Annotated in this window: 25 protein-coding genes; 17 read left to right on the top strand and 8 right to left on the bottom strand. The window is 70.8% G+C overall.

Features of this window, described 5'->3' with window-relative positions:
- Positions 1-236 precede the first annotated feature (236 nt).
- The 3 genes from R9X44_RS03950 to R9X44_RS03940 all read left to right on the top strand — a co-directional run bounded on the left by R9X44_RS03950 (position 237) and on the right by R9X44_RS03940 (position 3,195).
- The gene (locus R9X44_RS03950; protein ID WP_319812553.1) at positions 237-1,415 is read left to right on the top strand and encodes an NADP-dependent malic enzyme; all 1,179 of its coding nucleotides are present in this window, start codon (positions 237-239) and stop codon (positions 1,413-1,415) included.
- A gap of 86 nt (positions 1,416-1,501) precedes the next feature.
- Positions 1,502-2,470, top strand: a complete 969-nt coding sequence (locus tag R9X44_RS03945; RefSeq protein ID WP_319812552.1) for a zinc-binding dehydrogenase — start codon at positions 1,502-1,504, stop codon at positions 2,468-2,470.
- Positions 2,471-2,667: 197 nt separating this feature from the next.
- Positions 2,668-3,195: an ABATE domain-containing protein gene (locus R9X44_RS03940; protein WP_319812551.1), complete on the top strand. Its 528-nt coding sequence runs from the start codon at positions 2,668-2,670 to the stop codon at positions 3,193-3,195.
- Here the strand turns inward: R9X44_RS03940 and R9X44_RS03935 are convergent.
- Positions 3,153-3,500 carry a S24 family peptidase gene (locus R9X44_RS03935; protein ID WP_319812550.1) on the bottom strand — a complete coding sequence of 116 codons (348 nt, stop codon included), beginning with the start codon at positions 3,498-3,500 and terminating at the stop codon, positions 3,153-3,155. The genes R9X44_RS03940 and R9X44_RS03935 overlap by 43 nt on opposite strands.
- 42 nt (positions 3,501-3,542) lie before the next feature.
- Here R9X44_RS03935 and sodN point away from each other — a divergent pair, with 42 nt between their 5' ends.
- The 6 genes from sodN (at position 3,543) to R9X44_RS03905 (ending at position 7,764) form a co-directional block, all read left to right on the top strand.
- The gene (gene sodN / locus R9X44_RS03930) at positions 3,543-3,992 is read left to right on the top strand and encodes a superoxide dismutase, Ni (protein WP_319812549.1); all 450 of its coding nucleotides are present in this window, start codon (positions 3,543-3,545) and stop codon (positions 3,990-3,992) included.
- 184 nt (positions 3,993-4,176) lie between these two features.
- A complete protein-coding gene (locus tag R9X44_RS03925) occupies positions 4,177-4,623 on the top strand; it encodes an Rrf2 family transcriptional regulator (RefSeq protein WP_319812548.1) in 447 nt (148 codons plus the stop codon).
- A 78-nt stretch (positions 4,624-4,701) separates the two neighbouring features.
- Positions 4,702-5,898 carry a globin domain-containing protein gene (locus tag R9X44_RS03920; protein ID WP_319812547.1) on the top strand — a complete coding sequence of 399 codons (1,197 nt, stop codon included), beginning with the start codon at positions 4,702-4,704 and terminating at the stop codon, positions 5,896-5,898.
- A gap of 37 nt (positions 5,899-5,935) precedes the next feature.
- Complete coding sequence (locus tag R9X44_RS03915; protein ID WP_319812546.1) at positions 5,936-6,415, top strand: GNAT family N-acetyltransferase; 480 nt, start codon at positions 5,936-5,938, stop codon at positions 6,413-6,415.
- A gap of 72 nt (positions 6,416-6,487) precedes the next feature.
- Complete coding sequence (locus R9X44_RS03910; RefSeq protein WP_319812545.1) at positions 6,488-6,916, top strand: anti-sigma factor; 429 nt, start codon at positions 6,488-6,490, stop codon at positions 6,914-6,916.
- A 128-nt stretch (positions 6,917-7,044) separates the two neighbouring features.
- Complete coding sequence (locus R9X44_RS03905) at positions 7,045-7,764, top strand: RNA polymerase sigma factor SigF (protein WP_230612830.1); 720 nt, start codon at positions 7,045-7,047, stop codon at positions 7,762-7,764.
- Between the two features lie 27 nt (positions 7,765-7,791).
- Here R9X44_RS03905 and R9X44_RS03900 read toward each other — a convergent pair whose 3' ends face one another.
- Complete coding sequence (locus R9X44_RS03900) at positions 7,792-8,286, bottom strand: hypothetical protein (protein WP_319812544.1); 495 nt, start codon at positions 8,284-8,286, stop codon at positions 7,792-7,794.
- Positions 8,287-8,339: 53 nt separating this feature from the next.
- On the opposite strand from R9X44_RS03900, the gene R9X44_RS03895 reads away from it, so the two are divergent.
- The 3 genes from R9X44_RS03895 to R9X44_RS03885 all read left to right on the top strand — a co-directional run bounded on the left by R9X44_RS03895 (position 8,340) and on the right by R9X44_RS03885 (position 10,480).
- Complete coding sequence (locus R9X44_RS03895; protein ID WP_319812790.1) at positions 8,340-9,272, top strand: diacylglycerol/lipid kinase family protein; 933 nt, start codon at positions 8,340-8,342, stop codon at positions 9,270-9,272.
- A 335-nt stretch (positions 9,273-9,607) separates the two neighbouring features.
- Entirely contained in the window at positions 9,608-9,871 is a 264-nt protein-coding gene (locus R9X44_RS03890) for a WhiB family transcriptional regulator (protein WP_319812543.1), read from the top strand.
- Between the two features lie 213 nt (positions 9,872-10,084).
- Positions 10,085-10,480 (top strand): hypothetical protein, encoded by a 396-nt coding sequence (locus R9X44_RS03885; protein WP_319812542.1) that lies wholly within the window; start codon positions 10,085-10,087, stop codon positions 10,478-10,480.
- A 7-nt stretch (positions 10,481-10,487) separates the two neighbouring features.
- Here the strand turns inward: R9X44_RS03885 and R9X44_RS03880 are convergent, their stop codons facing one another.
- Positions 10,488-12,017, bottom strand: coding sequence for a histidine kinase N-terminal domain-containing protein (locus tag R9X44_RS03880; protein ID WP_319812541.1), 1,530 nt, complete (start codon positions 12,015-12,017; stop codon positions 10,488-10,490).
- Positions 12,018-12,092: 75 nt separating this feature from the next.
- Between R9X44_RS03880 and R9X44_RS03875 the strand changes: the two genes are divergently transcribed.
- On the top strand, positions 12,093-13,259 hold the full coding sequence (locus tag R9X44_RS03875; protein ID WP_319812540.1) for an 8-amino-7-oxononanoate synthase: 1,167 nt from the start codon (positions 12,093-12,095) through the stop codon (positions 13,257-13,259).
- Between the two features lie 108 nt (positions 13,260-13,367).
- Complete coding sequence (locus tag R9X44_RS03870) at positions 13,368-14,105, top strand: GntR family transcriptional regulator (RefSeq protein ID WP_123670248.1); 738 nt, start codon at positions 13,368-13,370, stop codon at positions 14,103-14,105.
- A gap of 33 nt (positions 14,106-14,138) precedes the next feature.
- Here the strand turns inward: R9X44_RS03870 and bioB are convergent, their stop codons facing one another.
- The 5 genes from bioB to R9X44_RS03845 all read right to left on the bottom strand — a co-directional run bounded on the left by bioB (position 14,139) and on the right by R9X44_RS03845 (position 17,380).
- Entirely contained in the window at positions 14,139-15,134 is a 996-nt protein-coding gene (gene bioB, locus R9X44_RS03865; protein ID WP_319812539.1) for a biotin synthase BioB, read from the bottom strand.
- A 1-nt stretch (position 15,135) separates the two neighbouring features.
- Positions 15,136-15,858: a dethiobiotin synthase gene (gene bioD / locus R9X44_RS03860; RefSeq protein ID WP_319812538.1), complete on the bottom strand. Its 723-nt coding sequence runs from the start codon at positions 15,856-15,858 to the stop codon at positions 15,136-15,138.
- A gap of 132 nt (positions 15,859-15,990) precedes the next feature.
- A complete protein-coding gene (locus tag R9X44_RS03855) occupies positions 15,991-16,212 on the bottom strand; it encodes a hypothetical protein (protein ID WP_319812537.1) in 222 nt (73 codons plus the stop codon).
- 83 nt (positions 16,213-16,295) lie between these two features.
- On the bottom strand, positions 16,296-16,508 hold the full coding sequence (locus R9X44_RS03850; RefSeq protein WP_319812536.1) for a biotin/lipoyl-binding carrier protein: 213 nt from the start codon (positions 16,506-16,508) through the stop codon (positions 16,296-16,298).
- A 122-nt stretch (positions 16,509-16,630) separates the two neighbouring features.
- A complete protein-coding gene (locus R9X44_RS03845) occupies positions 16,631-17,380 on the bottom strand; it encodes a class I SAM-dependent methyltransferase (protein ID WP_319812535.1) in 750 nt (249 codons plus the stop codon).
- Between the two features lie 246 nt (positions 17,381-17,626).
- Here R9X44_RS03845 and R9X44_RS03840 point away from each other — a divergent pair, with 246 nt between their 5' ends.
- From R9X44_RS03840 to R9X44_RS03830, 3 genes are all read left to right on the top strand, one after another.
- Positions 17,627-18,244, top strand: a complete 618-nt coding sequence (locus R9X44_RS03840; protein WP_319812534.1) for a sigma-70 family RNA polymerase sigma factor — start codon at positions 17,627-17,629, stop codon at positions 18,242-18,244.
- A complete protein-coding gene (gene rsrA / locus R9X44_RS03835) occupies positions 18,241-18,507 on the top strand; it encodes a mycothiol system anti-sigma-R factor (protein WP_319812533.1) in 267 nt (88 codons plus the stop codon). Before R9X44_RS03840 ends, rsrA begins: the two co-directional genes overlap by 4 nt.
- A 65-nt stretch (positions 18,508-18,572) precedes the next feature.
- Entirely contained in the window at positions 18,573-19,487 is a 915-nt protein-coding gene (locus R9X44_RS03830) for an NAD-dependent epimerase/dehydratase family protein (protein WP_319812532.1), read from the top strand.
- The last annotated feature ends 274 nt before the right edge of the window (positions 19,488-19,761 follow it).

Here is a 19,761-nt window from a genome sequence, read left to right as displayed (position 1 = left end):
GATCACGGCCGCCGTCGACCGCTCCAGCGAACCGGAAAGAAACGGACAAGAGTGACCTATCCCTCACCCGGGACCTGCTGTTTGAAGTCCGGCACGGGTATGTCACAATCGCTGGACGGGTGACCCCCGTGTTCTCGAGAGGCGACCAACCCGACACCCCCCCACCTGAAGGCAGGGTGTCTTTACCTCTGGCGTCTGCCCGAAATTCCGAAACTTCTTCTTTCAGTGGGGTCGCTGTGGCTACTGACCTTCCCGATTACTCCGACGATCCGGCTTTCGCGCTCCACGTGGGCGGCAAGCTCGAGGTCCGCTCGACCATCCCGGTCCGCGACAAGGACGACCTCTCCCTCGCCTACACGCCCGGCGTGGCGCGCGTCTGCACCGCCATCGCCGACCACCCGGAGCTCGCCTACGACTACACCTGGACCTCCAAGGTCGTCGCGGTCGTCACCGACGGCACCGCGGTGCTCGGCCTCGGCGACATCGGGCCCGCCGCGTCGATGCCGGTCATGGAGGGCAAGTCGCTGCTGTTCAAGGAGTTCGCTGGCGTCGACTCGGTGCCGATCGCGCTCGCCACGACCGACGTCGACGAGATCGTCGAGACGGTCATCAGGCTCGCCCCGTCCTTCGGCGGCATCAACCTCGAGGACATCAGCGCCCCCCGCTGCTTCGAGATCGAGGACAGGCTCCGCGCCGCCCTCGACATCCCCGTCTTCCACGACGACCAGCACGGCACCGCGATCGTGTCGCTCGCCGCGCTGAAGAACGCCTCGCGCCTCATCGGCAAGCCGCTGTCGCAGATGCGCGGCGTCATCGCCGGCGCTGGCGCGTCGGGCGTCGCGGTCTGCCGCATCCTGCTGAACGCGGGCGTCGGCGACATCGCGGTGTCCGACAGCAAGGGCCTCGTCTACGAGGGCCGCGACGGCCTCAACGACGTCAAGAAGGCCCTGGCCGCCGACACCAACAAGGCGGGCCTGACCGGCTCGACCGAGGAGGCCCTGCGCGGCGCCGACTTCTTCATCGGCCTGTCCGGCTCGACCGTCTCGGAGTCCGCCATCGCCACGATGGCCGACGACGCGATCGTCTTCGCGCTGTCGAACCCGACCCCCGAGGTCCACCCCGAGGTGGCCCGCGCGCACGCCCGCGTCGTCGCCACCGGCCGCAGCGACTTCCCCAACCAGATCAACAACGTGCTGGCCTTCCCCGGGATCTTCAAGGGCGCGTTCGACGTGCGCGCGCACTCGATCACCGAGGGCATGAAGGTCGCCGCCGCCGAGGCGCTCGCCGACGTCGTCACCGACGCCGAGCTGACCGAGGACTTCATCATCCCCAGCCCGTTCGACGAGCGCGTCGCCCCCGCGGTGATCGCCGCGGTCGCCGCCCAGGCCCGTGCCGAGGGCGTCAACCGCATCTGAGGCCCGGCCCGGCGCTGGGGGACAGTCCGTCGCCCCGGACCAACCCCGCGCCGGGGCCGACCTCACCCTCCCGTTAGGGTGCGGCCATGTTCGCTGTCACCGCAGCGCGTATCGACGCGCAGGACCCGCTGTCCGGACTCCAGCTCGGCGAGCGCCCCGACCCCGTGGCGCCCGACGGCTGGACGACCGTCACCGTCAAGGCCGCCGCGCTCAACCACCACGACCTGTGGACGCTGAAGGGCGTGGGGGTGCGGGCCGAGCAGCTTCCGCTGGTGCTCGGCTGCGACGCGGCGGGGATCGACGAGGACGGCAACGAGGTCGTCGTGCACGCGGTGATCGGCGACCCCGACCGCGGGCACGGCGACGAGACCCTCGACCCGAAGCGGTCGCTGCTGTCGGAGGTCCACGACGGGACCTTCGCCGAGCAGGTCGTCGTGCCGCGCCGCAACCTCGTGCCCAAGCCCGCGTCCCTGTCGTTCGAGGAGGCCGCGTGCCTGCCGACGGCGTGGCTGACCGCCTACCGGATGCTGTTCGACAAGTCGGGCGTCAAGCCGGGCGGAACCGTGCTCGTGCAGGGCGCGGGCGGCGGCGTCGCGACCGCGTTGATCGCGCTCGGCGCGGCCACCGGCTACCGCATCTGGGCGACGAGCCGCAGCGAGGCCAAGCGCAAGCGCGCGCTCGAACTCGGCGCTGACGCGGTCTTCGAGAGCGGTGCGCGGCTGCCCGGCAAGGTCGACGCGGTCATGGAGACCGTCGGCGCGGCCACCTGGGCGCACTCGACGCGGGCGCTGCGGCCCGGCGGCCGGATCGTCATCTCCGGGGCGACGTCCGGCGACGCGCCCCCGGCCGAGCTGACCCGCACGTTCTTCCTCCAGCTCCAGGTCGTCGGCACCACGATGGGCACCCGCGGCCAGCTCGCCGCGCTGCTGAGCCTGCTGGACACGACGGGTCTGCGCCCGCCGATCGACCGGGTCCTGCCGCTCGCCGACGCGCGCGAGGGCTTCGCCGCGATGGCTGCGGGCGAGCAGTTCGGCAAGATTGTTTTCACCATGTGAATTCGGCGGCCTCCGGCGCGCACGGGACGCCGGATAATCTCCGTCCGACCAGCGGCTTCCCCCGGGGAACTCCGGCCGCCGGCACTTTCGGCGGACAATTATCCGGCGTTCCCGCGAATCGGCGGTTCACCTGTCCCGGCCGGGTGTGATACTCACAGACAAGGGCGATTTCTGGCATACCGCCGGCGACGATTTCTGTGATCACCGTGAGGGCGCTCGTGGACCTCCTTTCTTACGCGGACCTGGTGGTCGAGCTGGTCAACACGCGCGAGCCGTCGGTCGACGCGCTGCGCGACCTCGACACACTGCGCGAACTGCTGCTCATCCGGCCGCACCTCATGGGCAGGGTGACCCAGCGCGACCTCGAGGCGATGCGGCAGCTCCGCGCCGACCTGCGCGCGGTGTTCCAGGCCGCCGCCGAGGGCGACCACAACCGCGCCGCCGACGGCGTCAACCAGCTGCTGCTGCGCCATCCGGTCCATCCGACGCTGTCCAACCACGACGACAGCTCCTGGCACATGCACCTCATCGAGGACGGTTCGGTACCCGACCGTTATGCGGCGGGCGCGGCCATGGGCCTCGGCCTGGTGATCGGCGCGCGCGGATTCACCGCGCTCGGCGTGTGCGCCGCCGACAATTGCGACAACATCTTTCTCGCCGAGGACGGCAAAAGGAGCGGCCGCTACTGCTCGCCCCAATGCCGCAAACGCAGCAGGGGCCAATAGCGGAACAGCACGCGCCCCACTATCGCGGTGTCCGCGACCGCGCCGAAGTCCCAGCTGTCCCGTCGGCCGGGGGCCTTCTGGTTGTCGCTCTCCAGCCACCAGCCCTCGCCCCCGCCGTCGACGGCCTGCCGGAACGTCGCGCGCTTGACCAGCAGCACCCCCGCGTGCTCGGCCACGACGACGTCGCCGGGGCGGACCCGCGCGCCCGTCCCGACCATGAGCAGGTCGCCGGGCGCGAGTCCCGGCAGCATCGAGACGCCCTCGACCCGCACCGGCCTGAACCGCGTCCGCGTTCTCTTCCACACCTGCGCGCACCTCCTCGATCACGCCGCCCCACGGCCGGAGTAATGTCTGAACCACAAGATCCGATCCACCATGACTCACGAAGGGAACCACGACCCGTGAGCGTTCTCCGACCCACCACGGTCGTCTCGGCGCACTGCGACCTGCCGTGCGGCGTCTACGACCCCGCGCAGGCCCGGATCGAGGCCGAGTCCGTCAAGGCGACCATCGAGAAGTACCACGCCAGCGACGACGAGCAGTTCAAGGCCCGCGCGATCGCGATCAAGGAGGAGCGGTCCGACCTCGTCAAGCACCACCTGTGGGTGCTGTGGACCGACTACTTCAAGCCGCCGCACTTCGAGAAGTACCCGCAGCTCCACGAGCTGTTCAACGAGGCCACCAAGCTCGCCGGAGCCGGTGGCACCAAGGGCAGCCTCGACGTGAAGGTCGCCGAGGACCTCCTCGGCAAGATCGCCGAGATCGACGCCATCTTCTGGGAGACCAAGAAGGCGTGACCCTCGCCACGGCGCCGCCGCGGCGGCGCCCGCGCGTCTGACGCCCTGGCGCCGCCCCTCCTGCCCTAGCGGCCTGCGGGACGGCGCCAGGGCGCTTTTCGTTCCCCCACGACACGTCATGGCGTGACGGAGGCCACGGCGCTTTTAATTGGTATCCAAGATGCGAGTTTGTTAGCGTCGAGGTGTGCGGCTCACCAAGTTCACCGACCTGGCCCTGCGGGCGGTCATGCGGCTCGCGTCGTCCGAGGGCGACGGCGGACCGCTGACGACGCGGGAGATCGCCGCGTCCGTCGAGGTGCCGTACGCGCACATGGCCAAGGCGATCAGCAGGCTCGGCCACCTCGGCGTGGTGGACACGCGGCGCGGCAGGGGCGGCGGCCTCGGCCTCACCGCGCTCGGCCGCCGCGCGTCGGTGGGCTGGCTCGTCCGCGAACTCGAGGGCGAGGAGGAGGTCGTCGCCTGCGATGGCGACACCCCGTGCCCACTGCGCGGCGACTGCCGCCTGCGCGGGGCGCTGCGCCGCGCGCAGGACGCCTTCTACGCCTCGCTCGACCCCCTCACCATCCAGGACCTGGTCTCCTCGCCGTCCGGGCCCGTCCTCATCGGGCTCTCGGTCCGGCCGCCCGACTGAGACCGCCGCCGCGCCCCCGCGCGGCTTTTTCTTCGCCCTTAAATCAGTAGATGATCTACCAGTTATCAGGAGGCCCCGATGTCCCTCTCCGCGACCGCCGCACCCGTCGTCCGCGCGACCCTGCCCGTCGTCGGGGCGCACCTCGACCGGATCACCGAGCGCTTCTACGCGCGGATGTTCGCCGCCCGCCCCGAGCTGCTGCGCGACCTGTTCAACCGGGGCAACCAGGCCAGCGGCGACCAGCGGCGCGCGCTCGCGGGCTCCATCGCCGCCTGGGCGGGCCTGCTGCTCGCCGACGCGCCCGCCGCCGACCCGCGCGCGGTGGTCGGCAGGATCGCGCACAAGCACGCCTCGCTCGGCATCACCTCCGAGCAGTACAAGATCGTGCACGAGCACCTGTTCGCCGCGATCGGCGAGGTGCTCGGCGACGCCGTCACGCCCGAGGTGGCCGCCGCCTGGGACGAGGTCTACTGGTCGATGGCCGACGCGCTCATCGCCGCCGAGGCCGACCTGTACCGCGCGGCCGGGACCGCCGAGGGCGCGGTGTGGCGGCCGATGCGCGTCACCGGACGCGTCCGCGAGACCGCCGACGTCGTCTCCTTCACCCTCAGCCCCTCCGACGGCACGCCCGCCGGGCCGTTCCTGCCCGGCCAGTACGTGAGCGTGCAGGTCGAGGCGGCCGACGGCGCGCGCCAGATCCGCCAGTACAGCCTCATCTCCGCGCCCGGACGCGCCGAGTGGCAGATCAGCGTCAAGCGCGTCAGGCCCGACGACGGCCCCGCGGGCGAGGTCTCGGCGATCCTGCACGACGCGGTCCTGCCCGGCGACGAGATCACCGTCTCGGCCCCGTTCGGCGACCTCGTCCTCCCCGACGGCGACGGGCCCCTCCTGCTGGCGTCAGCGGGAATCGGGATCACCCCGACGCTGTCCATGCTGCTGGCCCTCGCGCGGGAACGGTCCGGCCGACGCGTCATCGTCGTACACGGCGACCGGGGCCCCGACACGCACGCGCACCGGGCCCACCAGGAGGCGTGCGCGGCCGAGCTGCCCGGGGCGTCGCTGCACGTCTGGTACGAGGAGCCGGGCGCGTCCGGCGCTCTGCGCGGCTACCCCGACCTCGCCTCCCTCGACCTCCCCGACGGCGTCACCGCGCTCCTGTGCGGCCCGCTGCCCTTCCTGCGGTCCGCCAAGGCGGCCCTGCTGGCCAAGGGAGTGCCCGCCGAGCGGATCGCCTACGAGGTCTTCGGGCCCGACCTCTGGCGCGGCGGAAACTGAGCCGCCGCACGGCCGTCCCGTCGTTAGGGTGGCCGGTATGAGCATCAAGGTCCGATCCGCCACCGTCGCCGACGTGCCCGTCATCCTCGGGTTCATCCGCGACCTCGCGGAGTACGAGAAGGAACTCGACAAGGTCGAGGCCACCGAGGACGACCTGCGCGCGGCCCTTTTCGGCCAGGAGCCGAAGGTCTTCGCCCACATCGCGCAGGACCCGTCCGGCACACCCGTCGGCTTCGCCCTGTGGTTCCTCAATTTCTCCACCTGGACCGGTAAGCACGGGATCTACCTGGAAGATCTTTACGTCACACCGGAGGCGCGCGGCGGAGGCTACGGCAAGGCGCTGCTCGCCGAGCTCGCCCGCGTCGCCGTGGCCCGCGGATACGCGCGTTACGAGTGGGCCTGCCTGGACTGGAACACCCCGTCCATCCGCTTCTACGAGTCCCTCGGGGCCAAGGCGATGAACGAGTGGACGGGGTACCGGCTCGCGGGCGAGGCGCTCCGCGCGGTGGCGCGGTAGCGTGGCATCACCCCGGAGGGCTCGGCACACGGTAGTTTCAAGGGAGCGGAGCAACCCCGAAGAGGGAGACACGTGACTGAGGAAACCGCTGCCATGACGGCAGGCACAAAGCTCACCCTGCGCGATGTGGTCACGGTGAAGCTGCCTGCCGCGAGTGCCTATCTGTCGGTGCTCCGCACCGCTACGGCCGGGCTCGCGGTACGGCTCGACTTCACCATCGACGAGATCGAGGACCTGCGCATCGCCGTGGACGAGGCATGCGCGATGCTGCTCGCCCAGGCGGTGCCGGGAACCGACCTGAACTGCGAGTTCGAACTCACCGGTGACGCCATGCGCATCTCGGTCTCGGTGCTGACGGTCGACGGCCGCACACCGAGCCGCGACACGTTCGCCTGGACCGTTCTTTCGTCCCTGGCCGGCGAGGTGGACGCCGCGGCCGGGCCGGACGACCGGGTGACCGTCACCCTCCAGAAGCGGCGCGGCGCGGGTGGAGCGGCGTGACGCCGGCCGAGCGCACCTCCCCGGAGGAAACCCAGGAGGAGACGGTGACCGAGGAGGTCGTCGTGCCTGAGCCTCCCCGGTCGAGCGCGGTCCCCGACCGCACCCGGGCCAAGGAGCTCTTCCACACGATGCGGGCGCTGCCCGAGGACGACCCGGAGCGGCAGCGCATCCGGGACCAGCTCGTCGAGATGCATCTACCCCTTGTGGAGTATCTGGCGCGCAGGTTCCGCAACCGCGGCGAATGGCTTGACGACCTCGTCCAGGTCGCCACGATCGGCCTGATCAAGTCGATCGACAGGTTCGACCTCGAGCGGGGCGTGGAGTTCTCCACCTACGCCACGCCCACCATCGTCGGCGAGATCAAGCGGCACTTCCGTGACAAGGGCTGGGCGGTGCGGGTCCCGCGCCGGCTGCAGGAGCTCAAGCTGAGCCTCACCAAGGCCATCAGCGAGCTCGCCCAGAAGGAGGGCCGCGCGCCCACCGTCGCGGAACTCGCCGCCCATCTCCAGATGACCGAGGAGGAGGTGCTCGAGGGCCTGGAGTCCGCCAACGCCTACTCCACGGTCTCCCTCGACGCGCCCGACTCCGGCGACGAGGACGCGCCCGCCGTGGCCGACAGCCTCGGCATGATCGACGAGTCCCTCGAGGGCGTCGAGTACCGCGAGTCCCTGAAGCCGCTGCTGGAGAAACTGCCACCGCGCGAGAAGAAGATCCTCCTTCTGCGCTTCTTCGGCAACATGACCCAGTCCCAGATCGCCACCGAACTGGGCATCAGCCAGATGCACGTCTCCCGCCTCCTCGCCAGAACCCTCGCCCAGCTCAGAGAGGGTCTGACAGCGGAGGACTAGAGAACACCGAGAAGGCCGTCTGGGACCCTAGACGGCCTTCTTGTTGTTCTGGCCCTTCTTGCGCTTGCCCTGTGCCTTGCGCTCGGCCTCGGCTTCCGCCTCCGCACGCTCGGCCTCCTCGGCCGCGCGTTCGGCCTCGGCTATGTCGTCGGCGTAGAGGGCTTCCAGGACGGGGCGGCTGAGGTTGGTGAGGAGGGCGAGGATCGCGACGGTGATGAGGGGGTAGCCCCACCAGGGGCGGTCGCTCTGGATGAGGGAGACCGCGACCGGGAGGGCGAAGAGCTGGGTGAGGACGGCCGGGGAGCGGCTCCAGCGCTGGGCCGTCCACAGGCCCCTGGCTATCCAGAGGATCAGCAGGCCGCCGCCTGCGGTGAGGGCGGACGCCGAGATCGCGGTGGCGAGGTTCGACCAGTGCCCGAGGACCGTCTCGACGGCGATCGACAGGCCGAACGCGAGGGCCGCGAGGCCCGTGGCGGACTGGAGGGCGGCTGCGGCGGCGAGGGCGGCGGGACGTTGTGACACGCCCGCCAGGGTACCGCCGCGTGCCCGTGGCATACGCTGGCGCGGTGCGTGCCATGCTGATCGCCAACCCCAAGGCGTCGACCACGACCCGCAAGGTCCGTGACCTTCTCGTCCGCGCCTTCGTGGGCGATCTCGAGGTCGAGCTCGCCGAGACCGGGCACCGGGGCCACGCGATCGAGCTCGCCGCGCGCGCCGCCCGTGAGGAGTACGACGTCCTCATCGCGCTGGGCGGCGACGGCACAGTCAACGAGGCGGTGAACGGCCTCATGTCGGTCCCCGGCACCGCCGAGACAAGGCCCGCGCTGGCGATCCTGCCGGGCGGCAACGCCAACGTCTTCGCCCGCTCCCTCGGCCTGCCCGGCGATCCGATGCGGTCCCTCGCGGCGATCCTCGGCGCGCTGCGCGGCGGGCACACCAGAACCGTCGCGCTCGGCCACGTCACCACGGGCCAGGAAAGCCGCTACTACACGTTCACGGCGGGCGCGGGCTTCGACGCCGAGGTCGTCGAGGCCGTCGAGGAGGCGCGCGCGAAGGGCTCGGGCAAGGCGTCGAACCTGCTTTATGTGCAGTGCGCGCTGCGACGGTTCTTCGCCGGGACGAACCGGTCGCTTCCGGCGCTTGAGGCGCACGCGAACGGACGCGTCGCGCGCGGCATTTTCCTCGCCTTTGTCGCCAACACCTCCCCTTACACCTATCTGGGTCCCCGGCCCATCGTGCCGAGCCCAAGGGCGAGCCTCGGCGCGGGCCTCGACCTCTTCGCGATCCGTACTCTCCGTACCGGCCCCGTGCTCGCCGCCCTCGCCCACATGCTCCTTCCGGCGACCGGCGGACCGAGGGGAAGACAGATCGTGGAATTGCACGACGCGTCGGAACTCACCCTCACCGCGCGCAGGCCGATCGCATTGCAGGTGGACGGCGATTATGTGGGAACGCGCGAGCACATGGTGTTCCGCAGTGTGCCAGCGGCGCTACGAGTCGTCATCTGAGACCGTTCCGAGACCCCGGAGACCTCTGCCACAAATGCGCTGAGACCTAACTCTCATTGCACTGAGCTGCGGATACGTCTGTGGACAACCGCTTACCCGGTGAATGTGTCACCCATGTTCCAACGGTGTGACACAACCGACAGCCATACCAGGAGAAACCTTTCTCCAAGTACTTGCGCGCTCCATTGCCGCCCTGACACGCTCAAAGTGCGCCGCGAAGGACCCAGCCGTTGGGATGCGCAGGCGCGACCACCCGGATGCCACACCCCGGCCCGGGGCGACCCGACATCGTGAAACCATTCACATGGGTTTCACGGCGAGTAAGGAGTGGACGCATGGACTGGCGCCACCGCGCAGCCTGCCGTGACGTGGACCCCGAGCTGTTCTTCCCGATCGGCAACACCGGCCCGGCCCTGCTTCAGATCGAAGAGGCCAAGCAGGTCTGCCGCAAGTGCACCGAGACCGACGCCTGTCTGCGCTGGGCGCTTGAGTCAGGCCAGGACGCGGGAGTCTGGGGCGGCATGAGCGAGGACGAGCGTCGCGCCGTCAAGCGCCGCGCCGCCCGGGCCCGCGCCCGCGCCAACGCCGCAGCCCTGTAGCACACCAAGCCCGCACAGTCCTGCGTCGAGCACGGCTGAGCGGCACCGCAAGCACACCTCGCGCGGCGTGCGGCATCGGGCCTGTACCTTCCGGGACCCTGCCGCCGCCGCGCGAAGGCGTCTCAGGCGTGTGCGGGTTCTCAGGCGTGCGTCCCTTGTGCTGTTTCCAACGAAACGGGCGTGATGACCGCGTCGCGGTGTAGGTTCGGCGGCATGATGCGGACGGTGATCATCGCGGGCGTCGCCACGGCGCTCCTCGGCGCGCTCGGCGGGTGCGGAGGCGGCGAGGACGACCTCCCGGAGGCCACGCCGACCCCGGTGCGGAGCATGCCCGGCCTCCCCCTCGAACTGATCGGCCCCTGGCAGGTGGCCGAAGGTGAGGGTTCGTACGCGTTCGCCGTGGACGGCACATGGAGCTGGGACGAGCCGGGCTGCCAGGCCGGAGGCGGGTACAAGGCCGCCGAGCGGAAGCTGACCCTGACCGTCACCCGCGAGGGCTGCGGCCGTGAGGCGGGCGAGTACGGCTGGGCCGTCGCGAACGCCAAGCTGACCCTGACCCGCCCCGACGGCCAGGACGAGGTCTACATCCGCCCGGAAGGCGACACCTGATCCCGCGCTAGTACGGTCTCGGCCCCGCGGGCCGAGGCTCCAACGGCAGGTCGAGGACGACGCTCGTGCCGCCGCCCTCCCGGTTCCCGAACTTCAGGCTCCCGCCGAGCTCGGACTCGGTGAGCGTCCGCACGATCTGCAGGCCGAGGCTGTCGGCGCTCTCCGGGTCGAAGTCCGGGGGCAGGCCGACGCCGTCGTCGCTGACCTCGACCGAGATCCGCTCCTCGGTCCGCGAGACGACGACCTCAAGGGTCCCGCCGCGTCCGGCGAGGCCGTGCTGGAGCGCGTTCTGGAGCAGTTCGGTGAGGATCATCGCGATCGGGCTCGCGATCGCCGCGGGCAGCACCCCGAAACTGCCGCGCCGACGCGGATGCACCCTGATCTCCAACGCCATCACCTCGCCCGACATGGCGATGACGCGGTCGGCGATCTCGTCGAAGTCGATCAGCTCGTCGGGGGTGTGCGACAGGGTCTCGTGCACGATCGCGATCGACCCGACCCGCCGGACCGCCTCCTCGAGCGCTTCCCTGCCCTCCGGGACGCGCAGCCGCCGCGCCTGGAGCCGCAGCAGCGCCGCGACGGTCTGGAGGTTGTTCTTCACCCGGTGGTGGATCTCCCGGATCGTCGCGTCCTTGGTGAGCAGTTCGCGGTCGCGCCAGCGCAGCTCGGTCACGTCGCGGATGAGGGCGATCGACCCGATCTGCTCCCCCGCGACGATCAGCGGGATCATCCTGAGCTGCACGAACGCGCCGTGCGCCTCGACCTCGACCTCGCGGTGCGCCTTGCCGCTGAGCATCCCGATGAACGACTCGTCTATCGGCTGGCCGGTCTCCGACAGCTCGGCCGTCGTCTCCCCGAGGTGCTCGCCGACGAGGTCGGTGGCCAGGCCAAGCCGCCGGTAGGCCGACAGGGCGTTCGGGCTGGCGTAGACGACGCGGCCGGTCCGATCGACGCGCAGGAGCCCGTCGCCGACGCGCGGGGAGCGGATCAGGTTGGCCTCCGCGCCCGGCACCGGGAACCGTCCCTCAGCGATCATCTGGGCGAGGTCGCTCGCGCTCTGCAGGTAGGTCAGCTCAAGCCGCGACGGGGTCCGCGCCGAGCTCAGGTTGGTGCTGCGCTGGATGACGCCGATCATCTTGGCCTCGCCGCCGTGCCTGGCGAGGATCGGGATCGACTCCTCCCGGACGGGGATGCCGCTCCCCCACTCCGGGTCGCCCTCGCGCACGATGCGCCGCTCCCGCCACGCCACGTCGATCAGGCCGCGCTTGCCCGTGCGCACGATCCTGCCGACGAGGTCGTCGGGGTAGGCGGTCGGGCCCGTCGTCGGGCGCATCTGGGCCACGCACACCCAGCCCTCGACGGCCTTGGGCGGCCAGCTCGCGGCCCCGTCGGGGCGTTTCTGCGGCACCCACAGCACGAGGTCGGCGAACGACAGGTCAGCGAGCAGCTGCCAGTCCGAGACCAGCGCGTGCAGCCACTCCAGGTCGCGCTGGTCAAGATCGGTCTGCCTGCGGACGAGGTCGGGCAAGGTAGGCACCTTCTCATCATTCCAGCCTTCTTTTGTCGCGGTCCCCGAGGGACCACGGGAAAGCCGTGCTGCGAGGATGGGCCGGTGAGCGCCACCGACCGTCCCGACCCACTGCGCAGGCTGACCGAGGCGACCGCGCGGCGCGACGCCGCGGGGCTGCGCCGCAGGCTGCGCCCCCGCACCGGCGACTTCGACGGGCTCGTCGACCTCGCCTCCAACGACTACCTCGGCCTGGCCCGCGACCCCCGGCTGGTCGACGGGGCCGTCAGTGCGCTGCGCGAGTTCGGCACCGGCTCGACCGGCTCCCGGCTCGTCACCGGGACGACGCTCCTGCACGACGAGCTCGACGCCAGGCTCGCCGCCTTCTGCGGGGCCGCTTCCGGGCTCACGTTCTCCTCCGGGTACCTCGCCAACCTCGGCGCGGTGACCGCCCTTTCCGGGGCCGGCGCGCTAGTGGTCTCCGACCAGGTCAACCACGCCTCGATCGTCGACGCCTGCCGGCTCTCGCGGGCGCGGGTGAAGATCGTGCCGCACCGTGACGTCGCGGCCGTGGACAGGGCGCTCGCCGAACGCGACGAGGAGACCGCCCTCGTCGTCACCGACGCGGTCTTCTCGGTGGACGGCGACCTCGCGCCGCTCGCCGCGCTGCACAAGGTCGTCCGGGCGCACGGGGCGATGCTCGTGGTGGACGAGGCGCACGCGCTCGGCGTCGTCGGCGAGCACGGGCGCGGCGCGGCGTGGGCGGCGGGCATAGCCGGGGAACCCGACGTGGTGCTCACCCTGACGCTGTCGAAGTCCCTCGCCTCCCAGGGCGGGGCCGTCCTCGGCGCGCCCGAGGTACGCGAGACGCTGATCGACACCGCACGCAGCATGATCTTCGACACCGGTCTGAACCCCGCGGCGCTCGGCTCGGCGCTCGCCGCGCTCGATGTGATCGAGAACTCACCCGAGCTGCCGGGACGCGCCCGCGCCGTCGCCAGGCGGGTCACCAAGATCGCCGAGGCGCACGGGCTGGAGACCCGCGTTCCGGACGCGGCGGTCGTCCCGGTGTTTCTCGGACAGCCCCAAAAGGCCCTTCGTGCTGCGGAAATATGCCTTGACCATGGATTGCGGGTTGGCTGTTTCCGGCCACCCTCGGTGCCGGACGGGCGCGCGTGCCTGAGAATCACCGCGCGGGCGAGTCTTGACGAGGCGGAACTCACAGCCCTCGACCAGGCACTGGCGGCGGTCGCCCGCTCTGTGGCCCCGTAACCTGCTCGCGTAACATCGAGCCAAACCGGCGGTGAACAAGGAGCTTCGTTGACAGCCGAACACGCCTTGGGCGACTACGGGCTCGCGAGCCCGCCCGGCAGGCCGCAGATGCCGGGCAACCCGCTCGCCAGCTCGCCCCGAGTGCCGAAGTACTACCGGCTGAAGGAGCTGCTGGTCGAGCTGATCACGTCGCTGCCCGCCGGGAGCCCGCTCCCGCCGGAGCGGACCCTCGCCGAGCGCTACGGCACCTCGCGCACGACGGTCAGGCAGGCGCTCGCCGAACTCGTCGTGGAGGGACGGCTCCAGCGCATCCAGGGCAAGGGCACCTTCGTGGCCAAGCCGAAGGTCCCGCACCAGCTCCAGCTCGTCGGCTACACCGAGGACATGCGCCACCACGGCCTGCTCCCCGAGACCCGCATGCTCGACGTCGCCTACCTGACGGCCGACGAACGCCTCGCGACCCTGCTGGGCATCCGGCCGGGCGGCCGGGTCCTGCGCATCCACCGGCTGCGCCTTGCCGACGGCGACCCCATGTCGATCGACTACACGCACCTGCCCGCGCGCCGTTTCCCTGGCCTCCGCAAGGAGCTGTCCCGCAACCTCTCCCTCTACGAGACCCTGGCCGCCGCGTACGACGTCCACCTCGCCGAGGCCGAGGAGACCATCGAGACGGTCCTGGCCACCCCCTACGACGCCCAGATCCTCGGCGTCGACGTCGGCCTGCCCCTGATGCTGATCTCCCGCCAGTCCTTCGACACCACCGGCGAACCCGTCGAATGGGCGCAGTCCTTCTACCGCGGCGACCGCTACAAGTTCGTCACCCGCCTCAGAAGGCCAGGTAACTGAAAAGGGCCCGTGCTCGGCACGGGCCCTACTGCTTTACAGAGTCTGGCTGAGGGCCTTGATGGGCATCTGGAGTTCGGTGAGAAGGTCGAGGTCCTTGGTGGCGTCGCGGCCGAGGGTCGTCAGGTAGTTGCCGACGATCATGGCGTTGATGCCGCCGAGCAGGCCGTCCTTGGTGCCGAGGTCGCCGAGGGTGAGCTCGCGGCCGCCCGCGTAGCGCAGGATCGTGCGCGGCAGGACGAGGCGGAACGTCGCGATGGTCTTCAGCGCCTCCGCGCCCTCGACCAGGGGGAAGTTCTCGAACGGGGTGCCGGGGCGGGGGTTCAGGAAGTTCAGCGGGACCTCGTGCGGGTCGAGTTCGGCGAGCTGCGCGGCGAACTCGGCGCGCTGCTCAAGCGACTCGCCCATGCCGATGAGGCCGCCGCAGCAGACCTCCATCCCGGCGTCGCGGACCATCTGCAGGGTGTCCCAGCGCTCCTCCCACGTGTGGGTCGTGACGACCTTGGGGAAGTGGGAGCGGGCGGTCTCAAGGTTGTGGTTGTAGCGGTGCACGCCCCAGGACGCCAGGTCGTCGACCTGCTCCTGGGTCAGCATGCCGAGCGAGCAGGCGATCTGGATGTCGACCGCGGCGTTGATCGCCTCGACGCCCTTCTTCACCTGGTCCATCAGCCGCTTGTCCGGCCCCCGGACGGCGGCGACGATGCAGAACTCCGTCGCGCCAGTCTTGGCGGTCTCGCGCGCGGCCTCCACCAGCGACGGGATGTCGAGCCACGCGGCGCGGACCGGTGAGGAGAACTGGCCGGACTGCGAGCAGAAGTGGCAGTCCTCGGGGCAGCCGCCGGTCTTCACCGAGACGATGCCCTCGACCTCGACCTCCGGGCCGCAGTGCCGCATCCGCACCTCGTGCGCGAGGCCGAGCAGCTCCTCAAGCCTGTCGTCGGGGAGGGAAAGGCACTCGAGCGCCTGCGCGGCGTCAAGGCCCCTGCCCTCTTCGAGCACCTGCTGCCTGGCTATCGCAAGGATGTCAGTCACGCTATGCGCCTCTCGCTTGAGTCTGACGGAAAGTACCAGCGTCGAAAACGCCGCCGAACACCGGGGAGAGCCCGGCGCGGGCGGCGAGCAGGAACTCGGGGGCGTCCATCCGCCCCGCCCCGGCGGGCAGCGCGCCGGCGAGCGGCCGGGCCGCCAGGGTCTCCAGGTCGCGCGGGTTGCAGCGCATCGCGAGATCGGGCTCGTCCGGCCATGACCCGATGACGAGTCCGGCCAGCTGGACGCCCCGGTGCGCGAGCGCCTCGAGCGTCAGAGCCGTGTGGTTGAGGGTGCCGAGCCCGGCCCGCACGGTCACCACGACGGGCGCGCCGAGCCAGCGCGCGAGGTCGGCGACGGTGTTGCCCTCCTCGTCGAACCTGACGAGCAGGCCCCCCGCGCCCTCGACGAGCACGAGGTCACGGGTCGCGGCGAGGTCGCGGATCAGCGGGACCGCCTGCGGCAGGTGCACGGGCGGCAGCCCGCTCACCCGGGCGGCGGCCGCGGGCGAGAGCGGGTCGGGGAACCTGTTCCCCTCGTGCAGGTCGGTGACGCCGGCGAGCCGGCCCACCTCGGAAAGATCACCGGGTTCGTCCGGACCGACCCCGGTCTGGGCGGGTTTCACCACGGCGACCTTCGCGCCGCGCGCGGCGGCCAACGCCGCGAGCGCCGCCGTCACGACGGTCTTCCCCACCCCGGTGTCGGTACCGGTCACGACGAGCACACTCACGAGTCCCGACCCTAGTGCCGCACCCCCGGGCCGATCCCTCGCGGGTTCCCACAGAAATCAGCTGCGCGACTTGTAGCGGTAGGGGTTCTTGAGGGGTCGTCTCTGGGGTGCCGCGCCGTTGTCAGAGGCGCGTCAGGCGGACGCGAGGGAGCCGTGCGCGGCACAGCGCGCGCGCCACCCGAGCGGCGTCACCTGGACGACCATGCGCCGACGGCACGCGACGCAGTACCGCGGCGGCTCCATCACCAGCGCCGCCGCGCACGCGGCGTGCTCCCCGTCCGCCGCGTGCGCGGTCTCGCCGCCGCAGTGCGCGCAGAACGCCGCCTCGTGCCCATCCGTGGCCAGATTCTCCATGGCGCGATTGTGCACGCCGGGCGAACCCATCCGCCACCCGAGCCCGTCGCCGCCCACTCGATCGCGGCTCACTCGATCACGGCTCACTCGATGACGGCGATGCGGTCGCCCTCCTGGATGACGTCGCCCTCGGCCACGTCGAGCACCGCGACGACCCCGGGATCTTCGGCCAGGACGGGGATCTCCATCTTCATCGACTCAAGGATCACCAGCGTGTCGCCCTCGTCCACCCGGTCCCCCTCGACGACCAGCACCTTCCAGACGTTCGACACAAGCTCCGCACGCACCTCGGCCACCGAAACCCCCTGTCCTCTCGCGCCCGCCCCGATCACCCGGCGGTCGGGATCGGTCACGGAATGTGCGCATCCGAACCTACCGAGCCGGCCCCGGCGCGCGGGTCGGCGCGCCGGGGAGCGCGTCACCAGGTCTTGATCGCGCTGGCCAGCAGGTGGATGCCGACCGACTCGTCCTCCACGCGGGTGTCGTAGGGGGTCTGCAGCTCGGTGCGGACGAGCCTGGCCAGGGCGTCGGGGTCCTTGGTGAGGACGTGCTCGGCCGTCGACGGCGACACGACCGTGCGCGGCCTGATCCACTCGACCTCAAGACCTGCGTCGGTGAGGAACTCGCGCAGCTGGTCCGACCAGAAGCAGCGGGTGATCGTCCCGTCCGGCCAGGGCACAAGGACGACCTCCGCGCGCGGCACGTCGGAAAGGTGCGGCCACAGGTTCTGCTCGGCCAGCACCGCGAGGCCGAGCGTCAGGGAGTCAACGCACAGCAGGACGCGCCCGCCGGGCCGCAGCACCCTGGCGATCTCGTGGACGGTCTGCTCGGTCGCCAGGCTGCGCGACAGCACCCCGTCCTCGGCGATCACCGCGTCCATCCCGCCGTCCACGAGGAAGTCGAGGGAGAACGGGTCGGCCACGATCCGCTGGTGCGCCGCGGGCCCCTCGGGGCGCGAGACGACCTCGAGGACATGGTGCCCGGCGGCGGCCGCCTGCTTGGCCGACCGGCTCTCACCCCCGGACACGTCGAGGATCACCGAACTGCGCCGGGGCAGCCAGCGGGCGAGCTGGGCGTGGGCCACGGCCCGGTAGAACTTCCAGTAGCCGAGGTGGGGATCATCGGCGGGCGAGCGCAGCGTGTGCGGCCTGCCCGGGAGCGGCAGCAAGGCGGAGACTCCTTAGAAAGCGTGCCGGTACATCCTCCCCCGCCGCGCCCCCGGTTAACCTTCTTCGCTTTGGTCAACACCGTGCCGAGCAGCGGGAATGCGGGAGGGGGTTCGCCTGTTCGACCTTGACGTAACGCTTAGGAGAGGAAGGAAAGGATGCAGGTACTCACGGGGCCCGCCGACACGGTCGGTAAGGGCGTACCGCTATTGTCGTACAGACCGCAAGTGGGTCTGGATCATCCGACGATGATCCCTGCACAGGGGGTGGGTACCGTACCGGGCACCGCGGAGACCGGAGCGCAGCGCCGAGAGCGCTTTCAGCGTGATGTGCTTCCGTTCCTGGACCAGCTGTATCCGGCGGCGCTGCGGATGACCCGCAACCCCGCCGACGCCGAGGACCTCGTGCAGGAGACGTTCGCCAAGGCGTTCGCCTCCTTCCACCAGTTCAAGGAGGGCACGAACCTCAAGGCGTGGCTGTACCGCATCCTCACCAACACCTTCATCAACTCCTACCGCAAGAAGCAACGGGAGCCGAAGAACTCCGGGACCGAGGAGATCGAGGACTGGCAGCTGGCCAGGGCCGAGTCGCACACCTCGTCGGGGCTCAAGTCGGCCGAGGCCGAGGCGCTGGAGCACCTGCCTGACTCCGACGTGAAGCAGGCCCTGCAGGACCTGCCCGAGGATTTCCGCATCGCGGTGTATCTCGCCGACGTGGAGGGCTTCTCCTACAAGGAGATCGCCGACATCATGAACACGCCGATAGGCACCGTGATGTCCCGGCTCCACCGCGGCCGTCGGCAGCTTCGTTCGATGCTTGAGGACTACGCTGCCGAGCGCGGCCTCACGCGGGAGGGTTCGAGATGAGCTGTGGCGACGAGCACGCGACGCCGTGCACCGAGGTGCTCGCGAAGGTCTACACCTACATCGACGGCGAGCTCGCCGACGCGAGCTGCGCCGAGGTGACCGAGCACCTCGACGAGTGCGGGCCCTGCCTGCGCGAGTACGGCCTGGAAGAGGCGGTGAAGAAGCTGGTGAGCAAGTCCTGTGGCTGCGACCCGGTGCCCGCCGACCTGAAGGCCAAGGTGCTCGGCCGCATCGAGAGCGTCCTCGCGGGCGACGAGGACTAGCCCTCCCGTTCGGACTCGCCGGAGCGGCGAAACCGCGACCGGACAAACACAGCTAGTGTGTTGGCGTGCGCATTCTCGTCACCGGCGCCGCCGGGTTCATCGGGTCCCATCTTGTCGACCGCCTGCTCGGCGACGGGCACGAGGTGGTCGCGGTCGACAACCTCGTCTCGGGGAACCGGGCGAACCTCGCGGACTCCGTCGAACTGCACGATCTCGACGTCGCCGATCCCGCGTTCAAGGCCCTCGCCGTCAAGGTCGAGCCCGAGGTGATCTGCCATCTGGCCGCCCAGGTGAGCGTCCGGGTGAGCGTGGCCGACCCGCTGCGCGACGCGCACACGAACGTGCTCGGCACCGTCAACGTCCTCGAGGCGGCGCGGGCGGCGGGCGCGCGCAAGACCGTCTACACCTCTTCCTGCGCCGTCTACGGCGTCCCCGACGCGCTTCCGGTGGGCGGCGACGCGCCGCTGCGTCCCCGCTCCCCCTACGCCGCCTCCAAGACGACGGGCGAGACCTACCTCGGGGCCTACCGCGACCTGCACGGTCTTGACTTCACCACGATCGTCCCCGGGAACGTCTACGGGCCGCGCCAGACGCCGGAGGGCGAGGCGGGCGTCGTCTCCATCTTCACCGCCGCGCTGCTGAAGGGCGAGCCGACCATCGTGTTCGGCGACGGCGGCAACACCCGCGACTACGTCTACGTCCTCGACGTGGTCGACGCCTACGCCCGCGCGCTGGAGTCCGGCTCGGGCGGCCGCTTCAACATCGGCACAGGTGTTCAGACGTCGGACCGTGCGCTGCACACGCTCGTCGCGCGGGTGGCCGGCGCGGCCGACGAGCCGGGCTCCGCGCCGTTCAGGCTCGGCGACCTGCCCGCGATGGCCCTCGACCCGGCTCCCGCGCTCGCGGGGCTCGGCTGGCGTCCCACGACCGCACTCGAGGACGGCCTCGAGGCCACCGTCGAGTGGGCGAGGAGCCGCTGACGGCCCCACCGACCCCCGTCGGCCCCGTCCACCTCACGAACACAGAGTGACGCAGAGTTCACGCTTTGCTCTCGATTTCCTTTGTTCCTGTAGGACGATCATCTCGTTGGCTAGTCTTGTCATTGGCCAGTGGCCGGGAGCAAGGACGGAATCCGGGGGAGACTCCCCGGATTCACTTCGGGGGGAGTACATCGCCATGCTCAGGTACTTGATGGTCGCCGCGGGAGCCGCGGCGTCCGCGATGGTGCTGCTGACCGATCCCGCGGGCGTTTCC

Origin of the sequence: Actinocorallia sp. A-T 12471 (assembly GCF_033875155.1) — a bacterium.
GTDB lineage: Bacteria > Actinomycetota > Actinomycetes > Streptosporangiales > Streptosporangiaceae > Actinocorallia.
The sequence above is the reverse complement of the archived record's forward strand: the minus strand, read 5'-3'. Positions and strand labels throughout refer to the sequence as shown.